We start from the raw sequence: 18,189 nt of genomic DNA on the forward strand, positions 1-18,189 counted from the left end.
TGCTTATGTTCAGAGTTACCTGCACGGTTGCAGGCCTGTTCTCGATATTTGCGGCTTTCGCCCTGTATGCGGCTGTTCCTTCGCAAAACGAGCCGGTTCTGCAAGAGGAGTTGCCCGTTTTCCCGACTCCGGGGAAGGTGGGTTTCGGCGAGGGCGTTTTCATGTGCACATCTGCTGTGCGGATCGAGACACAGGGAGTGAAAGACCCCGCTTTTGTATCCGAGATACGCAATGAATTGAAACAATTTCGGACCTCTGCGACTCGTAAAAAAGGCGCGATCGATCTGGTTCTTGATTCTACGGTATCGATTCCCCGTGAAGGATATACGCTCGTTGTGACACCGGATCGAATTACAGTGACGGCATCGGCGCTGCCGGGACTTTTTTACGGGAAACAGTCGTTGTTGCAATTGATTCGGTACAATCACGGCACTATCCCCGCATGCAGGATTGAAGATGCCCCCCGGATGGGATGGCGCGGGTTTATGCTGGACGAATCCCGTCATTTCTTCGGTAAACAGAAAGTGTTTCAGGTGCTTGACCGGATGGCCGAATTGAAATTGAACGTCTTTCATTGGCATCTGACCGACGAGCCGGGTTGGCGTATCGAGATCAAACGTTATCCGAAACTGACCACGGTCGGTGCACGGGGCGTATGGGAAGATTCGACCACTGCACCGCAATTCTATACGCAGGAGGAGATTCGTGAAGTGATCCGGTATGCTGCCGATCGCAACATCATGGTGGTTCCGGAAATCGACATGCCGGGACATGCCTGTGCGGCGGGTCGTGCGTATCCTGAAATCTCGTCCGGCGGTAAAGGGCGTTGGAAAGATTTTACGTTTAATCCCGCAAAGGAAGAGACTTACCAATTTCTCAGTAACATATTGACCGAAGTTGCAGCCTTGTTCCCTTCCCCTTATATCCATATCGGCGGGGATGAGGTGCACTACGGCAATCAGGTCTGGTTTACCGACCCGCAGATTCAGGCCTTCATCCGGGAAAAGGGCCTTGCCGACGAAGTGGAACTTGAGCACTATTTCATGCGTCGTATGGTCGATTCCATTGTTTCCAAAGGCAAAACGGTGATTGCATGGGATGAGATCGTCGATGCGGGAATCTCACCCGATAAGGCAGTTGTGATGTGGTGGCGTCACGACAAACCGGCCCAATTGCGTAAGGCGTTGGATGGCGGCTACCGGATTCTGCTTACTCCCCGCCTGCCTCTCTACTTTGATTTTGTTGAGCATCCGAAACATATCTACGGCCGTCACGATGCCTATACGACGTTGGAATCGGTTTTCCGGTTCACCGATACGCTTGCCCCGATGTGGAAAGGCCGGGAAGGACAGATTCTTGGCTTGCAGGCTAATATGTGGACGGAACGGATTGCAGACGAACGACGCCTCGATTACATGACTTTCCCCCGTTTGGTGGCTGCCGCCGAGGTGGCGTGGGCCGATCCGGATCAGAAAAACTATAACCGATTCCTGAAAAAATTACCGGTTTATCTGCACGATCTCGACCGATTGGGGATCTATTATTACGATCCTTTCGATCCGGCCCGCCGTCCCGAACCTTGGGGACCCGACCAGGGTGCGACTCCTCCGGAGTAGATCTCCGGGATGAGTTGGTGTCTGTCGGGTGAAAACCATAAAGAAGGAGTTTCACCTCTGTGAAATGAGGTTATTTTCGATGCAATTTGGCATAATCGCTGAATCCGACTATATTTGCACGTCCGTTCCGGTCAATAAGGAGCGGCATCAGGTTGCTCGGATGGTGGAATAGGTAGACACGAGGGACTTAAAATCCCTTGGGCAGTGATGTCCGTACGGGTTCGATTCCCGTTCCGAGTACAAATGTATTTTGATTATCAGCTCGTTGTGACTGTATGGGGAGTTGATTAGGGAGCAAAAAAGGGAATCGATATGATTCCCTTTTACTTTAACGTCTATGTATGATGCCCTAAAATACGATCAGATTATACTGCACCCCCACCCCCAAATACGGCTTCACTCCCTCTGGCGTTAAAGCTGCCCCTGCGCTCACGCCGATCCCCCAGCGTTTCGGCCTGCCGGGAACCCCGACCCGCTGGATAACGGTTTGTGTAACCGTCCGGGGATAGACTTCGATACTGTTTGCCTGCACATTGTAGCCCTCTACCTCCATACGATAGGTCGAATCGTCGGTAAACAGGTAACGACCGATCGGAATGGGAAGGTGAATAGGTTTCCCGTCTGCAGTATCGTGGATGGTGTCATACCGAACGATATGCACGTATTTCGGTACCGGCACCGTATCTCTGATCGTGTCGAGACGCACGACTGGCGGCAAAGTATCGTACTGTACGATCTTAACCGGGTCGAAATTCTTTGTTAACCGGCCAACGAGAAAAGAGGCTAAGATCAGGACTAAAACTATAATGGCGTTTTTCATGTTGTACTTTGTGTTTGGTAATACAATATTCCCTTTCTACGATCGTTATCCAATGGAATTTTTATGCGTTTTTCATACATTGTATAATAAAATTTACTATATTAGGATTAAATTAAAACTTGTGTTTTAAAGTTTAAAGCACGATATTTGTGAGCCAAACCTAAAATTCAATGCGTTATGTGGCAGCTTGTCAGAGAAGTACTCTCAACCCCAGTAGGTTCATTTGCATTTATTTTAAGTTTCATGATCTTGGCAGGATGGTTGATTCATTACATTACACGATTCATCACAAAATGGACTTGTAATATGGAAGGATCAAAATCAACTGTAGATAAAGTTGAATCAAATATCGATTCAATTCGGTCGGATATCAGTTATATCAAAGGAATGATAAACATTCTCCAGGCAAATGCAAACCCTCTCACTCAATCCCATAGCCCAATCGGATTAAGCGAGAAAGGGAAAAAAGTGGCTGAAGAAATGGGAGTTGCCGGTATGATAGCTGACAACTGGGAGCATATCAGTACCTATATTCAAGATAATACTAAGTCAAAGAACGCTTACGATATCCAGCAATTCTGCATAGAGACAGCATCGGTATCTATTGAGAAGTTTTTCAATCCGGAAGATGTTTCTAAGTTTAAAACCTTTGCATTTAACGCCGGGCATCCAATTGCTTATTATGGAAGTATGATCGGTGTTTTAGTGAGAGATAAGTATTTTCAAGAAAAAAATATTGCTGTGGAGGATGTGGATAAACATGATCCCACTCTACAGAAATAATAACTTATATAGTTTTCTTGGTTAACTTAGTTAGGTCCGAACCGGGAATTCCCGGTTCGGACTACTTTTTATACTTGATAAACAGTTCCCACGCCTGGTTATATTCTGCGGCAGAAACTGTCGTCCCTGTTTCGACTTTAATCATCGCGCGCACAATAGGCTCCATCACCGAACGATTGGTCGTCGTCAGGCGACTGGTGCGCGGCACTCCGGAAAAGTTCGACACCGTGGAAATGTAACTCTCCGTATCGTTCCCGTCTTCGGGAGGTGCCCACCGCCGGATCATCTTCTCGATAGTGTCACAACCGTACAGAAGGCGATAATTATTGAGCAGGTGGTAGATTGCACGAATGCCCCAGGCCATCGTTTCGAAGGTCTTGAAACTTTTATCCGGCCCGGCCACCTCTCCCCGCCACACCGATCCGTCTTTGCGGATATTGCCGGGATTGTTGTTGCGAATGCCTCTTGCGTTACTCATTTGAAATCAGTTTATCGTTACTTCCGAATGGAGGTTTGCGATCAAGGCAACTTGTATTATCGCATCTGAGTATTTTAGCAACAGCCTCAGATGTTCGGGTGTGATCCAAATCGTCCCGAACTCCTGACCGGTCTCGAATAACCTCTTCAATCTTTTTGTCTTTAGATTCCAAGTCGTCCTTGAGTTCTTTTACTCGTTGTTTACGCTCTTCGGCTATTTCTTGCCACTGATCGATCAACTTGGTTACGTTATCCAGAAAAGCCGCTGTTTTTTTCTCTTTAAGCGTAACTAAGGTAACCAATCCCCCGTTGCTGATTAGTACCGTAAGGACAGTTACGATAATTGTTGTCCAATCCATACCTGCGTTGTTGTTTTTTATTGGCCGGGCCCGTCAACGGGCCCGGCGCCCTGTTACTTTTTCGTTTTGGCCGCCGGTTTCTCCGGAGCTTCCGGCTCGGGCTGCTTCACCAGCTCATCGAGCATCATGCGCTCGGAGGTGGTGAGTTTGTTTTCCTCCCAGAGCGCATCGGCCCCGGCCTCCGAAAGAAACGGCTTGAGTTCGACATCCGACGTGTCCACCTTGTTCATATCGTCGAGGAATGAAGCGACAGCCGTCTTGTCGTTACCTTCGGCAATCCTTCCGGTGTTCGGGTCGATCTCGATTCCGTACTTCTTCATCGCCGTGCGCATCTTCTCATCGCGCATTTCGAGGTTGTATTTGGCAACCTTCATCACCTCGAGCAACCCTTTGCGCTCATCGTGAGAAATGCTGCCGGAACTGATTTTGCCCAAAAGCTGGGTCAGTGCCACAAGTTCGATCTTTTTCATTGCTGATTAATTTTTGGTTGCAGGATTGAAGTTGCCGGCGGAATAGGACGTGTGATCCATTCGGTAGTTTTGACGTTGTCAAACGCCTTAGTGTTCCCTGCGACACTCAACTCGCCATTGATTCTCAAGTTGGCCCCTGTTGCCAATGCGCGCTGTACACGTTTGAGGAACCGCGCGTCTCTTTTCTGTCGGAAGTAATTGATAATCTTTTTCATCTTTTTGAGTTTTTAGGGTTACGCTTCGATTACTGATTCAGGCTGTTCGGTCATCGTCAGCGCGATGGCGTCCATCTTCTGCATGAACGGAGTGAGGATCGCCTGCGCCTGCGAGAAGTACTCCACATCCGCGCTGATCTGCATCTTGCCGTCCGCGTACTGGTTGAACGACGCTTTGACTTCTCCGTTCTCGGTGATCTGGCCGCCCGTGTAGGAAGCGACCACGGCATTGGTCATCGTTACCTCCGCCGAAACTTCGGCCGAACCTACGCTTGCCTTGATAAGCCGCTGAATCGTTTGTGCGGTGATCTTGTTCTCGTTGATAATTGCATTTACTGTTGACATAATTGAAAGATTTTATTGGTTGATAACAAATTAGATGTTCCTTGCCTGTATCTGGAAGGTTCCGGTCTGGTCGAGCAGTTCGCCGAATCCGAGTTTGATGTATGAGTTCACGACGCCGGTCGGATAATTGTCCAACTGAAAGTCCCCGTTATGCCATGCGAATTGCTCGATTTCCAGCACATAGTCCCGGCTTTCCCCGGCAGCCAAAACAATCATCGAAACCCTGTTTCCTGTTGTGGCATCCAATACGAGGGGCGTCCCTTTTTCGACCGTCCCCCAGAATGATACTACCTCTACTTCTTGCAGCGTGGTGTATCTTACTTCGTGTTCTGCAATATTGGTGATCGTCACCTTGACATACGCATACTGAGTACCGTGGAACAGCAACGGAGAGGATGTAAAGTTGCTGAACGGATAGAAAGTGTATTTTGCACCGTCGGTATTTATCCCGGTCATCTTGGCTGAAATCAGGATCGAGTTGAAGATATTGAGCGGAACCGGATTTATGAACGTGCTGTTGTGGTACACCACCAGCGGTTCAGCGTTCAGATCGTTAATGTTGTCGGCCTCCCCGAATCCTCCCGTGGCTTTCACTTTGCTCAGCACGAAAAGCATGTATTTGTGGTGCGTTCCTGCTCCGATTTCGAAGAAGTCCACGGTAATACTATTGCCGCCCTCGCCGATGGTCTTGTCGCAAGTGATTAATTTACCCTCGGTAGCGGTCAATGAGGTAAGCAAGGCAAAACCCCAGTAATAGTATTGAATCCCTTTCATGTTCAGCGCCGAAACATTCGTCTTGCTGCTTGCTGGGATCTGCTCGAAGGTGAATGTGCGGGTGGTATAACCTACATCAGACATATTGACGCTGACGGTTCCCATGCAACCCGATGAAAGGCAGGGCCGTGCATTATGCTCGTACCCCCCGAAATCGGTCAACCTGTACGGACTGAGCCGTCCGCCGACGGGTTTGTCCCGCGTCCAGTTCAAAGCCGTATCCACGGGCAAAGTGAGTTCCGGGATGTTGATCCCGAAATTCTGCTTGATGTTGGAAGGCCAGTCCGTATTCGGATCGGTAGACTGAGCCTGCGAATCGATGGGTTTGTAGTAGGAGAACATGTTTACCTTATCCTCCAGGCAAAGCCCTCCTACGTCTGTTTTCGACGATCCGATCGTGCGGCGCACGAGGTCTATTGAAATATTCGTTTTTCCGAGTGCCATATTCTTATGCTGTTGCTAATGAGGTTACGCCGCCCGTAGCGACAAGGTTTCCGTTCACGCGCAGCGCGCCGTTGTATACGTCGATGGTTATTCCGCCAAGTACGAGCTTGGTGGCAGTGACGGTACCGGCAGCGGTAATGTTCTTCGCGGCCCAGTCAACGGTCGAAATGTTAGAATTGCTGGAATCGTAGATTCTATACGCACCTTTACCATCATTCCTATACACTGGGGTGTCGTTGGGAGTTACAATGCGGGTTTTCTTGGCACTATTTCCAACGACTACGCACACGCCGTCACCGGCTACATCAAGTAACCCAACAACGCTCCTACCGGCAGCATCCCTTACAGAAACTCCGTCTTTAAATTGGAAGTCTCCCGTAATCATTTTATTACCTGACAACGGCAGGTAATTGTCCGGATTGAAATTGCCGGAATCCCAAATTTGTCTCCAAGTTCCCCAATTCACACCATCTCTTCCTCTTGTCCACCACTTTTCACCTGCATAGCAAAACTGTTTTCTGAAATCAGTGTTATTGCCGTAAGCAATAGTAAACCCGTTAGACCAACTATTTTGGACAGGTGAGTTTGTAGCATTATAAGCTCCGACGAAAAAGGCATTGTTCGGGGCATTGTTCAAATCTGATAACTGATCGGCACTGAACCCGAACTTATCATCCGGATTGAAGTTGCCGGAATCCCAAACCGTCCTCCATGTTTTTGTAAGACTACCCCGATACATCATAGATTGCTTTCCGGCATAGTCCCGCAACTTGAGTTGCAAAATCGTACCTTGGTAATCCTTTCCCTGCCAGATACAGGAGTATTCAGCACCCGGGAAATGCGCCTGTATATTCCCGGTGAAATCTAAGTCCGTAATGTTGTTTACCCCGCCGCTGGGAAAGTTGTAACTTTTGATTTGGGCGAAAGACGAGGCATGCAAATTGTCCACCGTGTCGGCATTGCCTCCGTTAGCAGGAAGTGCCGTAGGTCGGTCGGTAATATCAGCCCACAGGTGAGTGTGCACTTTGTCCGCATAAGTATTCGCCAGCTTTCCAGTCAAATAAGTTTTGTCGATGGCTCCGAGAAACGAAGCGGAGATCGTGAACGGATAACCGTCCGGGGTGATCGCGCCGGTCAGGGCCTGTTTGAGCAGGTCGTAATCCAATCCGCCGCCACCGCCGCCCGAAGATGGGCCGGTAGCATAAGCGCTGATGCCTGCAACGCTGAGAAAGTCCAGCTTTGCCGAGATCACCCGCACACCGTTTACCGTTTTTAGCTCGAAGGCTTCATCCCAAACGGACTTATCCAGCTTGGACGAGGGATTGAAGTTGCTGGAATCGTAGATTCTATACTGCGTACTGCCATTATCCCGGTAAAGATCGACAGATGAATAAAGCACCATTCTTCTGTTTCCTGAACCGACGGCGGTAAAGAATGTCCCGTCACCCGTATTTAACAGGCCGATCACGTTGGAATGGCTTGCAGTGTTATCCCGGATTGCTAAACCTCCGCCGAGATAAACATCGCCTGCCAGAACACCCCCGCTCAAAGCCAGAGCCCCGACTTCGGCGGCGGTATAGGTCGGCTTGTTCGTTGACAATGCCCACGCGGGAATCAGATCATTGGTAAACTGTGACAACTTCGTCGGCCTCGACCCGATCTCTGACCACACATAGCTTGGCTTCGAGGCCGCTTTAGCCCACGGGTATACGTCAGAGGCCGGAAGAGATGTAGGTGCACCGGACACGTCCGCCCACCGGGTCGGGTAATACTCCGGTTTTCCGGTGATCTGATCCCACGACGAAGCCCCGGCGATGGACGAGACCGGCACGTTTACAAAATGCGTCCCGTTGTACTTGAGAATGTCCCCGGAGGCAAGATTAGTCACTGCTACGTCCACCAGATCGACCAACGCACCGGAGAACCCGCCGGAGAGGGAGCCGTCCGCATAGGCTGTGATTCCTTTGAGCCCGAGAATATCGTACTTGACTTTCAGCACTGGCGTGCCGTCCACCGTGACCACTTCGAATACGGCATCCCATGTTGGCTTAGGCAGATAGTTGCCCGCTACAACGTCATCGGTTAGATCGGAGAGTTTCGTTGGCCGGCCCGTCACTAATTCCCAACTCGTCGGGTAAACCGTAGGCTTGCCGGAAAGGTTGGCCCAGGTCAGATAACTTGAAATATCGCTTGCCTTGAGGTAGCTGTTTGCGGTCAGGTATTGTGCAAGGGCCGCAGTATCGAGACCGACCAGATCGGCGAGCGGCTTTGCAGACCAATGTGTAGCCCCGGCCAGTTGTACCATCACCCGGTCGGCGGCAGGTACCTCGTCGGCCCACTGCCCGACGTTGACCAACTCTCCGAGGGAACCGGATGCACCGCCCCCGGAGGTGGAACCCAGGCCGTAAGCGCTGATGCCTTTGTCGGAGACAATGGAATGTTTAGTACGAATAATCCAACTATCCTTGTCTGATTTGTCCTCTGTAGTGTCTAGTGATTTATCCCAATAGAATTTATCATCCAACATATCGGCGCTAATCCTTTTGGCTTCACTCCACTCGGGGTTGTCAATTAACAGATTAGAACCAGCCAAATCGTCCGAGGTGGCCACACCAAGCTCATTTACCCTCTTGGTATTCGCTGCATTATCGGTCCATAAAAGAGTATCCCTATTCCCTCCTGTACTGATATTGGACGATCCGCCTGAAACAGCACCTCCTGTTATTACGTAATCGTCGGTGGAATATGGTTCCACTTCGATAAATTCGCCTGTCAGGGTCTCTTTGGTTACATCGTATGTCCCACCGTTGATAACATACTTCTCATTATCGATAACGAGAATTTTGGAAAAATCCTGACCGTCAAAAAGAATTGTTCCGGTCATAATCTTCCGGGCTTTTTTGCCGTGATGGGCCAAACCACGTCCAACAAGCTCCAAAAGATTGTATTTGTTTTCCGGAAATGCAGACCTATACCAATCTGTTAACGGTGTGTGGTAATCGTCATTGTCATGAAGCCCTCCTGCAAAAGCAAGGTATCCCCCACTACTATCGGGAATTTGACCATATTTGAAATCGAATGATTGTTTTACGTTATTGGATTCGTTTATAGTTATTTTGGATTCCTGGCCGCTAATGTCTTCTTTCTCATCCTTAAAGTACATCTTGATATTGTCGATTCGCATAGCGAATGAACCAAGCAATGTCCCGGTGTATGACGTTCCCCACCTGTAGATAGTAAAAATAAGATCGCCATTTTCTGGAATGCTTTTAACGACTATATCCAACTGTGTTTTATCCTCTTGGAAAGATTCAGCCGTTAAGGGGTCAGGTGTCTCAGGTAAATTTAGCTCAATACGATAATCTTGATTGCTACTGTCATACGGCTCCCATGTGTTATTCTTGCATATTAAGGTTGATCCATCCTCTTTTTTTAGGAATATATTGCAATAAAAATTAAGATGATATGTGTTATAGTTAAATCCGTAATGGCGAGAAATGACATGCCCTATTCCTTCGTAATATTCTACTTCAAACAATTCGTTGAATGCATCTATGTTTATATGTAAGGGGGTACTTGACTTTTTACATATAAATGATGTACTTATGCTTGAATTAGGGTATTCCGTTTTATTATCGGAATTTATAAGCATAGACGTATTAGGAATCTTATCAAAAATATAAGTCCCTGTATCTTGATTAAATGATGTGTTGTAATATAATTCGTCTGGGTTATTAAATAGTATTCCATTGGATGCATTGGCTTCACTCTGATTCCATCCTTGAATAGTATATAGCCGTTCACCCGGACGAGAAAAATCCTTGTTGTTTAATTTGATAAATTCATATTTATCTTTATTCGGCATTTTATTGAAGAAATTATCTATCTTCAAATAATCCTGCTCCAACTGTTCTTCACGCCAAGCCGGGGAAAAATCAACCCGCTGTGACCTATCGATAAATGTGGGAGTGTAGTTCCCGCCTAATTCAACCTCATTCGCTATGTCGTGTAGCGTGTAGTTGTCATTGATGTATCTGAGCTGGAGCCCACAACCGGATAGCACTTCTTCAAGAACCTCAAACCAAGTTTTATCTTTAAGTCCTACGGTTTGAATATAGGCATCAGTTATTGGTTTGTTCCCTGAAAAAATATTTACTCGATTATCTAAGCTAAATTGAGCTTGGATTTTGTCGAAAGCCTTGGTTAATAGCTGTTCAATAGACACAAAGTCGTAATCAAACCAATCGTAGTCTATCTCTGAAAGGTATCCTATATTATCCCTGGCTACTAAGTTTATGGTAGAGCGGTATTGCAAATCCTGCCCGAAACTGTCCGGCGTAATGTAGCCGCTCCATAGGCGCACACCATTCCGTAAAAGGAAAACACGGAAACCGAAAGCGTCAGAAGTGAAAAATTGAGTATAATCGAATTGATCTTTATCAATAATATTAATACTCAGGTAACTTTTAATGATAGGGCGGTATATTTCATCCCCTTCCCCTTCCAGAGTAATGGAGAAAGGAGAGCTGCTAAACTCTTCAAGCTCCATAGCGGTTCCGGAGAAATCTTTTTTATAGATTTCAAGCCGGTAAACATGCTTCGTTCTTAAGGCGGTTATTTCCTTGTATGCAAATAAACCGTACATATTTATCGGGATTTGTTTTTCAGGTACTTGTCGCTTGCCAAAACAATATCTTGACCGGATATACGCCCGGTAACATTAACGTCAACAGATTGAGCCCTGTAGGACGCATAGCCATATTGACTTGATGCTCCGGAATAACTGCTGCCACCGGAGAAAGACGTATTAGGGGAATAGCTTGAACTTCCTGAATTGCCTCCTGATGATGCTATCGCAGACAGACCAGCTCGTGCAGCCACACCAATACCAACCAAGATAGCTCCAGCGGCTATAGCACTAATACCATTAAAACCAAATAATGACTTTTTTAAGCTCTCAATTGCTTCGCCTGTAGTCATAATAATTGTTCCGGCTGTAATAGCCGTATCTGCCAGAGGTTTAAGCAGGCTTGCTATTGCCTGTCCTGCGTCCATGTCAGATATTCCAGCCAATCCGTCAGCAAGAGCCTGAAAGCTGCTAACCATTGTGTTGGTTATTGTTTGATGGATAGAGTTAGCGACTTGATCCACTTCTGCGGCCTGTTCTTTGAATTGCTGTATCTTATCTTTATATAATGTTGGATCAAATGAATAAGACGCTAAATTTTTCTCCAGTTTGTTTTTTTCTTCTACTCTTTTTAACCAAAAAGACCCTCCCATTCCTTGGGTCGAATATCCGGATGCAATATCGCCTTTCAGAGCTTCATCCCTCTTTTGCTTATCTTTTTCGGTAATCTCAAGTAATGCTTTGGCGGCCTCTAATTCCTTTTTCTTAGCGGCGGCCATATCGCGAACAGACTGTATATTAGTAGAGTTATACAGTTTTTCCTGAGCTTCGATTTGTTGGTTGATGTAGTCGATGGAGCCTTTGACCACTGTATTGGTAGAGGTCATCAATTCCAATCTCTTTTTGAGGGATTCTATCTCACTTGTGTATGCCGCCCTTTTTGCAGGATTAGCCTCCTCTGCTCGTAATTCTTCAAGGGCTGCGATTTGAGCCTTAATGCTGTTTTCTGTTTGTTCCTGCGCTTTTTTTTCTTGTTCTTTGGATTTAATCCACTCCTTGATGGTATTAGCATAGGCCCTTACCTCATCAGCTGTTTTAAGTCCTCGCTCCGCCGGGATGATGGTCATTAAATACATTCGCGCCTCATCAGTAGATTGCATTCCCGCTAAATCGTGTTGCGCTTTCTCGATGGCGAATTTTATCCCTGACGCTGTTTGATCAATATTTGCTTGTGCTTCTCTCAGAACGTTATCAACAGCAAAAGGGTTGATGGCCCATAATTTTTTCCATCCAGATATATTTGATTTTAATATAGTGCTCCAACCTGTGAAAAAATCACTAAATAAATCAGATATAAAATTAAAAGTGTGTTTTATGGGGGCGGTATTGCCAACCGATACCATAAAATCTTTCCAAGCCGCTCCTAATTTCTGTGTTTTTACCGCCGAAGTTTCGATAGCATCCCCGCCTTTTTTCATTTCTTCTTCGATGATATTGCCTACGGCTTTAGCCATATCACCTGTTTTTGCAAGCTCTTCCCGCAGTCGTACCGTAGAAATGCTCAGGTTGTCTAAGATTAAAGGAGACTTTCGGCCAATTCCAAGAACAAGAGAGTTTACAAGATAATCAACACTCTCTCCCGTTTCAATTGCCCGGTTGGTAGCGAATTTTAGATACGTTGCGAGTTGATCGAGGGGGATTTTGAAATTGTTGGCCTGAACTGCCGTTTGCATCAATTTGAGCTCATCGGTAGTCCCTCGGGTGGCTTCTTTTAGGTCATTTAGCAGGCCCGGTCTATTGAGCCTTGAGAAAGCATTGTAAACCCCCTGAGCCTGCCCGGCCAGCTTGTACGCCTCTTTGGTGAATTGTACGATCTTATTGACTGCAAATGCCCCGGCAATAGCCCCGCCTATTTTCCCTACAACACCTTTGAAAGAGGATAATTGACCCTCGCTTTGCTTGATACCCTTGCTGAACTCATCCGATTTCAGTCCGAGGCGGACAAATATGCTACCTATGATGCTCATTTGATATGTCCTTCGTAAACGTTATATCCACAAGACCGGAAAAAATCGGCTTCATGCCGGGTCATCCTGGTCGGCTGAATGTTCTTTTTGATGTTAGCCTCATTTGGAAGAAGATACAGGTCTGTTTCTTTGCGGGGTTTGTGCTCTTTCTTGATGTACGGATTGCCTACAATCATGTGAAACAGCACCTTTCGCAGCATTCCCTGTTGTAGGCTGATTTCATCTATGTAAGCCTTGCGCCGTATTAAATACTCGCGATAAGTCACATAGTAAACCTGCGGATAGGTCATTTTACACTGGCCGATCAGGAAAGATTCTATTTCCCAAACATCCGGCTCAAAAGGCTCTTTTTTTTTACCTTTTCTACTTCGGCGGGCTCGTGATCGCTCTTAGAATTGCCATCCGTTAGCGTCTGAACGATATAAGGGATTAGCAGGTAAAACTCCTTTCTGTTTTCAGTGGCCCATAAATCCACATCCAGCAATGAGGGGGAGTAATCATCTTCCAGTCCACAAACTATGGCGTTTTTGAGGGCCGCATAAATGATCTTAACAAACTCGCAGAGTGCCGACATTTGCGACTGAAGGTCTTCACCTTCGGCATTCGTGCTTAGTTCGACCTTCATTCCTTCGTTTTCAAGGACACGCCATAAAAAAACGCTGAAAAGGGCTTTCCTGGGCCTACCGCATATTTCTATTTCACGGACCGGATTCATTACGCTGCGGCTGTTTTCTCGACAATCTCCAGTTCTCCGTCTCCGGTCAGAGACATGGAGCAAGTCATCAGCTCATTAGAGGCTGCTGAAATGTCAATTCCAGAAATCCGGACATACCCTTTAAAGGCAATGTCGCCCTCTTCACTGATCTTGCCGATGATCACCTGGGTTCGAGTATCCCCCGAAATAAGTTTTTGAACGAGCTTAAATCCGGGGTCTTCTTTGACCTGGGTGTAATGGAATTCCTCGGATGCCGTCCACCCTTTAACGCCATCGATGAATTGGGCCCAATTCACACGTTTGTCTGTAGAATCGATGCTCTCGTTGCTGATCGACAGGCTGACGTTGTTTTCGGTCGGGATCGGCGTGTTGGTGCTCTCTTCAATGAGGTAGAGCCGAAAATTGTTGCCGAGTATTTTGTTCTCTGAGGTAATAACAGGTGTTGGCATGATTTAATCTTTTTGAGTTAAATGGATTCTGAATCTTTGTAATTGTCTGTATATCGTTTCGGTGTCTGTTAGCTCAATAGCCTGCGTACATGTTTCAGGAATAAGTCCGTCTTTGTAGAAAAAGTCCACTTCCAGCTCGTCGAGTTTATTCCGGAGGTTTTCAAGTATATTTAGTGACAGCATGGGGGAATCGGACTTGGTAATAACATCCAGCAAAAAAGTGCAGTTGTAATCCCGGTCTCCCTTTTCGGCCCCTTCTTCCATTTCCACCCCCGACACTTCAACTCTCGGAAACATATCAAATCCATCCGTATCGTACCCTGCATCCTTGATTAGAGCAACCAATGCAATTTGAAGGTATTTAATGGGTAGCTTTTTCATTTTCCGTAAGACTGAATCGTTTTGTCGATTTCCTGTTTGACCAGTGAGAGTGTTTTGGTTTCATTCGACCGGAGAGCAGGGTGAAGAAATGGCTTGGCGGGTGTTCCTCTTTTACCAATACTTTTTGCAATCGCAATAGCTGCCGATGTAGCCTGTTTCCAGTAATTACTAACCTTGTGCGTTTTGCGTGTTTTCAAGCTTGTGTAAGCATACCTTGCTCCGCTCGACCGTTTCCGACCGCTTTTGGTGTATGTTGCAGCGATTCCCCTTTTGTGAACCCATTGAAGTATGGGTTCATAGGGAGGTATTTTTCCTGCTTTTCTTCCGAACTCAACAAAAAAAGCCTGGATGACATTGTATATCACGTCCACATACTGTCCAGACATACTGGATTTAGTCTTACCTGAGTTGATGAGCTGTGCCGTAGCAATAGAATCGTGTGCTTTGATGTTGCGTTGAGAATCCCCCAGCACATTCACCGCAGAAGATTTTATGCCGCGCATAGCTGCACCCCGAATCACCTTGTCGAATGACCTGATGCGTTTACGGCAGTCCTCATACGACCTCATGTCCAACTCTACAACAACGTCATTCATCTTTTCTGCCTCCAGTTATCACCACCTCATCCCCTACATTGGTAGCATCGTAGTTAATTCGGCTATGTATGGTGATTTCATTAAGTTTGTTGAGCATTGTATTGGATAATACCTGTCCGGGTGTAAAAGAATGTCCTTCCCGGTGGATAAACATCCGGTCGAAAGCAAAGCCAGGTTTTCGCATTCTAACCTCTACGCTGTTTATAATCCCTACCTGCTCATATTGCAACGCCCTATACCCACTCAAATCGTTAATAGAGCAAGGGATAGTACCCATAAATTCGAATGAGTTGACCTTCTTGCCGAATGGGTCTGCTCCCTGCTGCCTGCGAAATAGATCAGCCTTGCTGCTGTAACTTCTGGCTTGTATCTGATTGCTCCGTATCATAACATTCTATAAGGAAGATATCTGGACATTACGATATTGAAAGAGTTGTTATCGTCGTTTCCGTCAAACAAAAGTCCCGTATAGGCTAAAACAGCAGCCTTATACCTGTTTGCGTCTTCCGCTTCTCCTGTTTTGTAAGTACATATAAAAGAGGAAGCAGTATCTATATAGACGATATCCTGAAGCACTTTATACTGAAGCTGCAATCCATCATAATCATTGATGGAAACAACTTCAATTACAGGAGGGTAAAAAAGCTTTTGGTTGTCAGTAGCAAGGTCCTGAGACAGTTTCCACGTGGTTGGACGCAGAGAAATGTTGCAATAGTCCTCTACGGCGGCAATAGCGGCATCAAGCATGACTTGCAGCTCGTCGTCGCGTTCATTACCGATTAGGTGAATGTAGCTCTTTACCTCATCGATGGTAATTTTAGAATCTCCCGTCTCAATCCTTGCCACTGTAACCATAATGCTACTCGACTTTTTTGTAGTACCCTTTCTTTATCATCATTTGGGCAATTGCACAAGGTTTAAGGAACACTTCCCCGACCCGAATGCCACAATGCTCTTTGATGACTTCAACCCGAATATTTACAGGTGTTTTAGATTTTCTCCCTTCTGTAGCGGGACGAGCTCTCGTTTGGCGTCCTTGCTGGGATTTATTTTCATAAGGTGTCTTGTCCATAACTACGCTGCTTCTGAAGCTGTTTTTGTGATCGAAGCCAGGGCAGCGTCGATGTCGGCGACATAGATAAGACCTTTCTTGTTTTCGGTCTCGACGAGAACCTGCGCACGAAGGAACATCACCATCGTGTATTGATCCTTCGAGAGGTCGTCATCCTCCTGTCCGATTTTGATGATAGGGTTACGTTTGAAATAGACCTCCGCCAGACCGGATTCCATTGCGAACAATTCAGATGTTCCGATAGCAGGGGTTTCGATCACACGCATTCCGGCCATCAGCTTCGTCCCATCGGTCAGGGTGTTGATGATGTAATTTCCATCCGGACTTTTCGTGTGGGCGTATTTGTATGCCGTCACAGGATTCATGTAGATTACATTGAGGTCATAGCTGCCCTGATCGCTATTCGCTTTCGATGCGTCCACAATACTACCCTGTACGCGCATAGCATCGGCCAAATCTCCGATATTCGCACTATCTACAGCGTTTTTCAGGCCTGCCTTAGTGGCATCGAATGCCGTTGCAGCGCCTTTGAGGCCGTAAATGTGATTCGGGTTTGATGAATCGTCTCCATTGCCGGAAAAAATCTCCCGGTCCAGGAACAGCATGCCTTTGGTCATCATCTGGTTGCTGATGCGGGAGGCGATGTATGAAGCATCTTCAAACATTTCCTCCGTCACTTTGATGCGGGCGCTCGCTTTAGCCATCTCGCGGTAGCGTTCCACGGCACTTACCTCGTCCAGATTGGCGTTTTTTTGACCCTCTCCGACGTAGCCCACTTTCGATGTGTACGACCCTTCGATGTAGCCGATTCGGTTTTTGTCCTGCCCGACGCTCCCCTGCATGAGATTAGGAAGAAATGCAAGATTGCGGTCGCGCGGGAAGCTTACACCCGGCAACATCATAGTTCTCGTCACATCCACGGTGAGATCGGACGTAGAGGCTTTGATTTCGTAACTCTTGCCGCCCTTGGATTCGAAAGCCTTGTTCTTGAGGTCGGCTTTGAACTCTTCCGAGGCGATCAGATTCGCCACTGCCTGCACGATGGTCTGCTCTTTTGTTTCAGTTTTGATGCCGTCGATTTTCTTTGTCAGAACATTGAGCCCAGACTGCAACTTTTGAATGTTCGCATTGGCCTGCTCGACCGCTTCTTTGGCTGCTTTGATTTCCGCCTCTTTTGCCTCTGTTGATTTGATCAGCTCAGCGAGTTTGGTTTCTGAATTTTTTGCGGCTTCCTGCGCCGCTTTGATTTCCGCTTCGATTCGCGTAACTTTTTCTTCCGGTGTCTCCATGTTATAAGTGTTTGATAATTCGTGTGTAATATTCTTCTTTGGTTATAGCGTACAATTCGGACAAGTCTTTATCCGGCATCGCCTTGATGTTGTGTGCTGTAAATTCGGATTTCCGCTCAGACGATATTACTGAAGCTTGTGAGTTTGCAGCCCGACTAACAATAGAAATCTCTATTAGGTCCACCTCTTTCAGGTAGCGTATGCCGTTTATTTCGTCGCTTTCAAGGGTGATATACCCTATAGACAATTCGAACAACTCGCCATCTTCAATTTGAATAGCAAGGTCTTTCCCCTTGGTTGTGCGCGATGTGCGAAATTCGACAAACAACCCCTTGTCGTCCTCGGCGATGTCTATAATTTTACCGCGAACATCTTTTATATCGTGCTGGTAGCACAACTTCACCCTGCGACCGTTATCTCCCGATATAGAATTAATGAAAGCTCCTTTAACAACTATATCGTTGTAGCTGTCTTCATGTCCGAAAGTGGAAGCATAGGCTTTTACGTACAAATGCTCACCCTCTCGTCGTATGTCCTCGGCTTTAAATTCTAAGCTTTTATATTCAATATTGCCCATATTAAAGTCATAATGGGCTCATACGATTACTCGCACAAGCCCATCGATTTGTTGTTTGCGTTCATGGAATTTGGTTTGCATCTTTACAAACATTAGCTCTACCACAAAAATAGGATGCTATTGGGCCGATTTTACATGATTTTCACCCAATTA

At 46.6% G+C, this 18,189-nt stretch carries 19 protein-coding genes and 1 tRNA gene; 3 read left to right on the plus strand and 17 right to left on the minus strand.

The genetic code is table 11. The features are described 5' to 3' along the window. Positions 1–5 precede the first annotated feature (5 nt). Positions 6–1,616 (plus strand): beta-N-acetylhexosaminidase, encoded by a 1,611-nt coding sequence (locus tag NQ495_RS00580; RefSeq protein WP_009134939.1) that lies wholly within the window; start codon positions 6–8, stop codon positions 1,614–1,616. A gap of 154 nt (positions 1,617–1,770) precedes the next feature. Then, positions 1,771–1,856 (plus strand) — tRNA-Leu (locus NQ495_RS00585). 109 nt (positions 1,857–1,965) lie between these two features. On the opposite strand, the gene NQ495_RS00590 is transcribed toward NQ495_RS00585, so the two are convergent. After that, complete coding sequence (locus tag NQ495_RS00590) at positions 1,966–2,436, minus strand: DUF6808 domain-containing protein (protein ID WP_009134938.1); 471 nt, start codon at positions 2,434–2,436, stop codon at positions 1,966–1,968. 177 nt (positions 2,437–2,613) lie between these two features. Between NQ495_RS00590 and NQ495_RS00595 the strand changes: the two genes are divergently transcribed. Continuing rightward, positions 2,614–3,219: a hypothetical protein gene (locus NQ495_RS00595; RefSeq protein WP_009134937.1), complete on the plus strand. Its 606-nt coding sequence runs from the start codon at positions 2,614–2,616 to the stop codon at positions 3,217–3,219. Positions 3,220–3,280: 61 nt separating this feature from the next. On the opposite strand, the gene NQ495_RS00600 is transcribed toward NQ495_RS00595, so the two are convergent. From NQ495_RS00600 to NQ495_RS00675, 16 genes are all read right to left on the minus strand, one after another. After that, positions 3,281–3,697, minus strand: coding sequence for a hypothetical protein (locus NQ495_RS00600; protein ID WP_009134936.1), 417 nt, complete (start codon positions 3,695–3,697; stop codon positions 3,281–3,283). Beyond that, positions 3,690–4,055, minus strand: a complete 366-nt coding sequence (locus NQ495_RS00605; RefSeq protein ID WP_009134935.1) for a hypothetical protein — start codon at positions 4,053–4,055, stop codon at positions 3,690–3,692. The genes NQ495_RS00600 and NQ495_RS00605 overlap by 8 nt, the downstream gene beginning before the upstream one ends. A 53-nt stretch (positions 4,056–4,108) precedes the next feature. After that, positions 4,109–4,525 (minus strand): hypothetical protein, encoded by a 417-nt coding sequence (locus tag NQ495_RS00610; RefSeq protein ID WP_009134934.1) that lies wholly within the window; start codon positions 4,523–4,525, stop codon positions 4,109–4,111. Further along, positions 4,522–4,740, minus strand: coding sequence for a hypothetical protein (locus NQ495_RS00615; RefSeq protein ID WP_009134933.1), 219 nt, complete (start codon positions 4,738–4,740; stop codon positions 4,522–4,524). Before NQ495_RS00615 ends, NQ495_RS00610 begins: the two co-directional genes overlap by 4 nt. An 18-nt stretch (positions 4,741–4,758) precedes the next feature. Further along, complete coding sequence (locus NQ495_RS00620) at positions 4,759–5,085, minus strand: hypothetical protein (protein ID WP_009134932.1); 327 nt, start codon at positions 5,083–5,085, stop codon at positions 4,759–4,761. 30 nt (positions 5,086–5,115) lie between these two features. Beyond that, positions 5,116–6,303, minus strand: a complete 1,188-nt coding sequence (locus NQ495_RS00625) for a hypothetical protein (protein WP_009134931.1) — start codon at positions 6,301–6,303, stop codon at positions 5,116–5,118. Between the two features lie 4 nt (positions 6,304–6,307). Further along, positions 6,308–10,948 (minus strand): pyocin knob domain-containing protein, encoded by a 4,641-nt coding sequence (locus NQ495_RS00630; protein WP_009134930.1) that lies wholly within the window; start codon positions 10,946–10,948, stop codon positions 6,308–6,310. 2 nt (positions 10,949–10,950) lie between these two features. Further along, positions 10,951–12,957: a hypothetical protein gene (locus tag NQ495_RS00635; protein WP_009134929.1), complete on the minus strand. Its 2,007-nt coding sequence runs from the start codon at positions 12,955–12,957 to the stop codon at positions 10,951–10,953. 316 nt (positions 12,958–13,273) lie between these two features. After that, positions 13,274–13,582, minus strand: a complete 309-nt coding sequence (locus NQ495_RS00640; protein ID WP_259801577.1) for a hypothetical protein — start codon at positions 13,580–13,582, stop codon at positions 13,274–13,276. A gap of 89 nt (positions 13,583–13,671) precedes the next feature. Beyond that, positions 13,672–14,121 carry a phage tail protein gene (locus NQ495_RS00645; protein ID WP_009134926.1) on the minus strand — a complete coding sequence of 150 codons (450 nt, stop codon included), beginning with the start codon at positions 14,119–14,121 and terminating at the stop codon, positions 13,672–13,674. A gap of 3 nt (positions 14,122–14,124) precedes the next feature. Beyond that, positions 14,125–14,502, minus strand: coding sequence for a hypothetical protein (locus NQ495_RS00650; RefSeq protein WP_009134925.1), 378 nt, complete (start codon positions 14,500–14,502; stop codon positions 14,125–14,127). Beyond that, entirely contained in the window at positions 14,499–15,098 is a 600-nt protein-coding gene (locus NQ495_RS00655) for a hypothetical protein (protein WP_040294622.1), read from the minus strand. The genes NQ495_RS00650 and NQ495_RS00655 overlap by 4 nt, the downstream gene beginning before the upstream one ends. 384 nt (positions 15,099–15,482) lie before the next feature. Beyond that, the gene (locus tag NQ495_RS00660; RefSeq protein WP_009134923.1) at positions 15,483–15,953 is read right to left on the minus strand and encodes a head-tail connector protein; all 471 of its coding nucleotides are present in this window, start codon (positions 15,951–15,953) and stop codon (positions 15,483–15,485) included. Between the two features lie 4 nt (positions 15,954–15,957). Beyond that, a complete protein-coding gene (locus NQ495_RS00665; RefSeq protein ID WP_040294620.1) occupies positions 15,958–16,170 on the minus strand; it encodes a hypothetical protein in 213 nt (70 codons plus the stop codon). Between the two features lie 2 nt (positions 16,171–16,172). Beyond that, positions 16,173–17,459: a phage major capsid protein gene (locus NQ495_RS00670; RefSeq protein ID WP_009134922.1), complete on the minus strand. Its 1,287-nt coding sequence runs from the start codon at positions 17,457–17,459 to the stop codon at positions 16,173–16,175. Position 17,460: 1 nt separating this feature from the next. After that, complete coding sequence (locus tag NQ495_RS00675) at positions 17,461–18,036, minus strand: HK97 family phage prohead protease (protein WP_009134921.1); 576 nt, start codon at positions 18,034–18,036, stop codon at positions 17,461–17,463. Positions 18,037–18,189 lie beyond the last annotated feature (153 nt).

This window comes from Alistipes indistinctus YIT 12060 (genome assembly GCF_025144995.1).
Lineage (GTDB): Bacteria > Bacteroidota > Bacteroidia > Bacteroidales > Rikenellaceae > Alistipes_A > Alistipes_A indistinctus.

Bases quoted from the DNA above. Each gene is read 5' to 3' on its own strand.
- NQ495_RS00580 (WP_009134939.1), top strand. From the start codon at position 6: ATGTTCAGAGTTACCTGCACGGTTGCAGGCCTGTTCTCGATATTTGCG.
- NQ495_RS00590 (WP_009134938.1), bottom strand. From the start codon at position 2,436: ATGAAAAACGCCATTATAGTTTTAGTCCTGATCTTAGCCTCTTTTCTC.
- NQ495_RS00595 (WP_009134937.1), top strand. From the start codon at position 2,614: ATGTGGCAGCTTGTCAGAGAAGTACTCTCAACCCCAGTAGGTTCATTT.
- NQ495_RS00600 (WP_009134936.1), bottom strand. From the start codon at position 3,697: ATGAGTAACGCAAGAGGCATTCGCAACAACAATCCCGGCAATATCCGC.
- NQ495_RS00605 (WP_009134935.1), bottom strand. From the start codon at position 4,055: ATGGATTGGACAACAATTATCGTAACTGTCCTTACGGTACTAATCAGC.
- NQ495_RS00610 (WP_009134934.1), bottom strand. From the start codon at position 4,525: ATGAAAAAGATCGAACTTGTGGCACTGACCCAGCTTTTGGGCAAAATC.
- NQ495_RS00615 (WP_009134933.1), bottom strand. From the start codon at position 4,740: ATGAAAAAGATTATCAATTACTTCCGACAGAAAAGAGACGCGCGGTTC.
- NQ495_RS00620 (WP_009134932.1), bottom strand. From the start codon at position 5,085: ATGTCAACAGTAAATGCAATTATCAACGAGAACAAGATCACCGCACAA.
- NQ495_RS00625 (WP_009134931.1), bottom strand. From the start codon at position 6,303: ATGGCACTCGGAAAAACGAATATTTCAATAGACCTCGTGCGCCGCACG.
- NQ495_RS00630 (WP_009134930.1), bottom strand. From the start codon at position 10,948: ATGTACGGTTTATTTGCATACAAGGAAATAACCGCCTTAAGAACGAAG.
- NQ495_RS00635 (WP_009134929.1), bottom strand. From the start codon at position 12,957: ATGAGCATCATAGGTAGCATATTTGTCCGCCTCGGACTGAAATCGGAT.
- NQ495_RS00640 (WP_259801577.1), bottom strand. From the start codon at position 13,582: ATGAAGGTCGAACTAAGCACGAATGCCGAAGGTGAAGACCTTCAGTCG.
- NQ495_RS00645 (WP_009134926.1), bottom strand. From the start codon at position 14,121: ATGCCAACACCTGTTATTACCTCAGAGAACAAAATACTCGGCAACAAT.
- NQ495_RS00650 (WP_009134925.1), bottom strand. From the start codon at position 14,502: ATGAAAAAGCTACCCATTAAATACCTTCAAATTGCATTGGTTGCTCTA.
- NQ495_RS00655 (WP_040294622.1), bottom strand. From the start codon at position 15,098: ATGAATGACGTTGTTGTAGAGTTGGACATGAGGTCGTATGAGGACTGC.
- NQ495_RS00660 (WP_009134923.1), bottom strand. From the start codon at position 15,953: ATGGTTACAGTGGCAAGGATTGAGACGGGAGATTCTAAAATTACCATC.
- NQ495_RS00665 (WP_040294620.1), bottom strand. From the start codon at position 16,170: ATGGACAAGACACCTTATGAAAATAAATCCCAGCAAGGACGCCAAACG.
- NQ495_RS00670 (WP_009134922.1), bottom strand. From the start codon at position 17,459: ATGGAGACACCGGAAGAAAAAGTTACGCGAATCGAAGCGGAAATCAAA.
- NQ495_RS00675 (WP_009134921.1), bottom strand. From the start codon at position 18,036: ATGGGCAATATTGAATATAAAAGCTTAGAATTTAAAGCCGAGGACATA.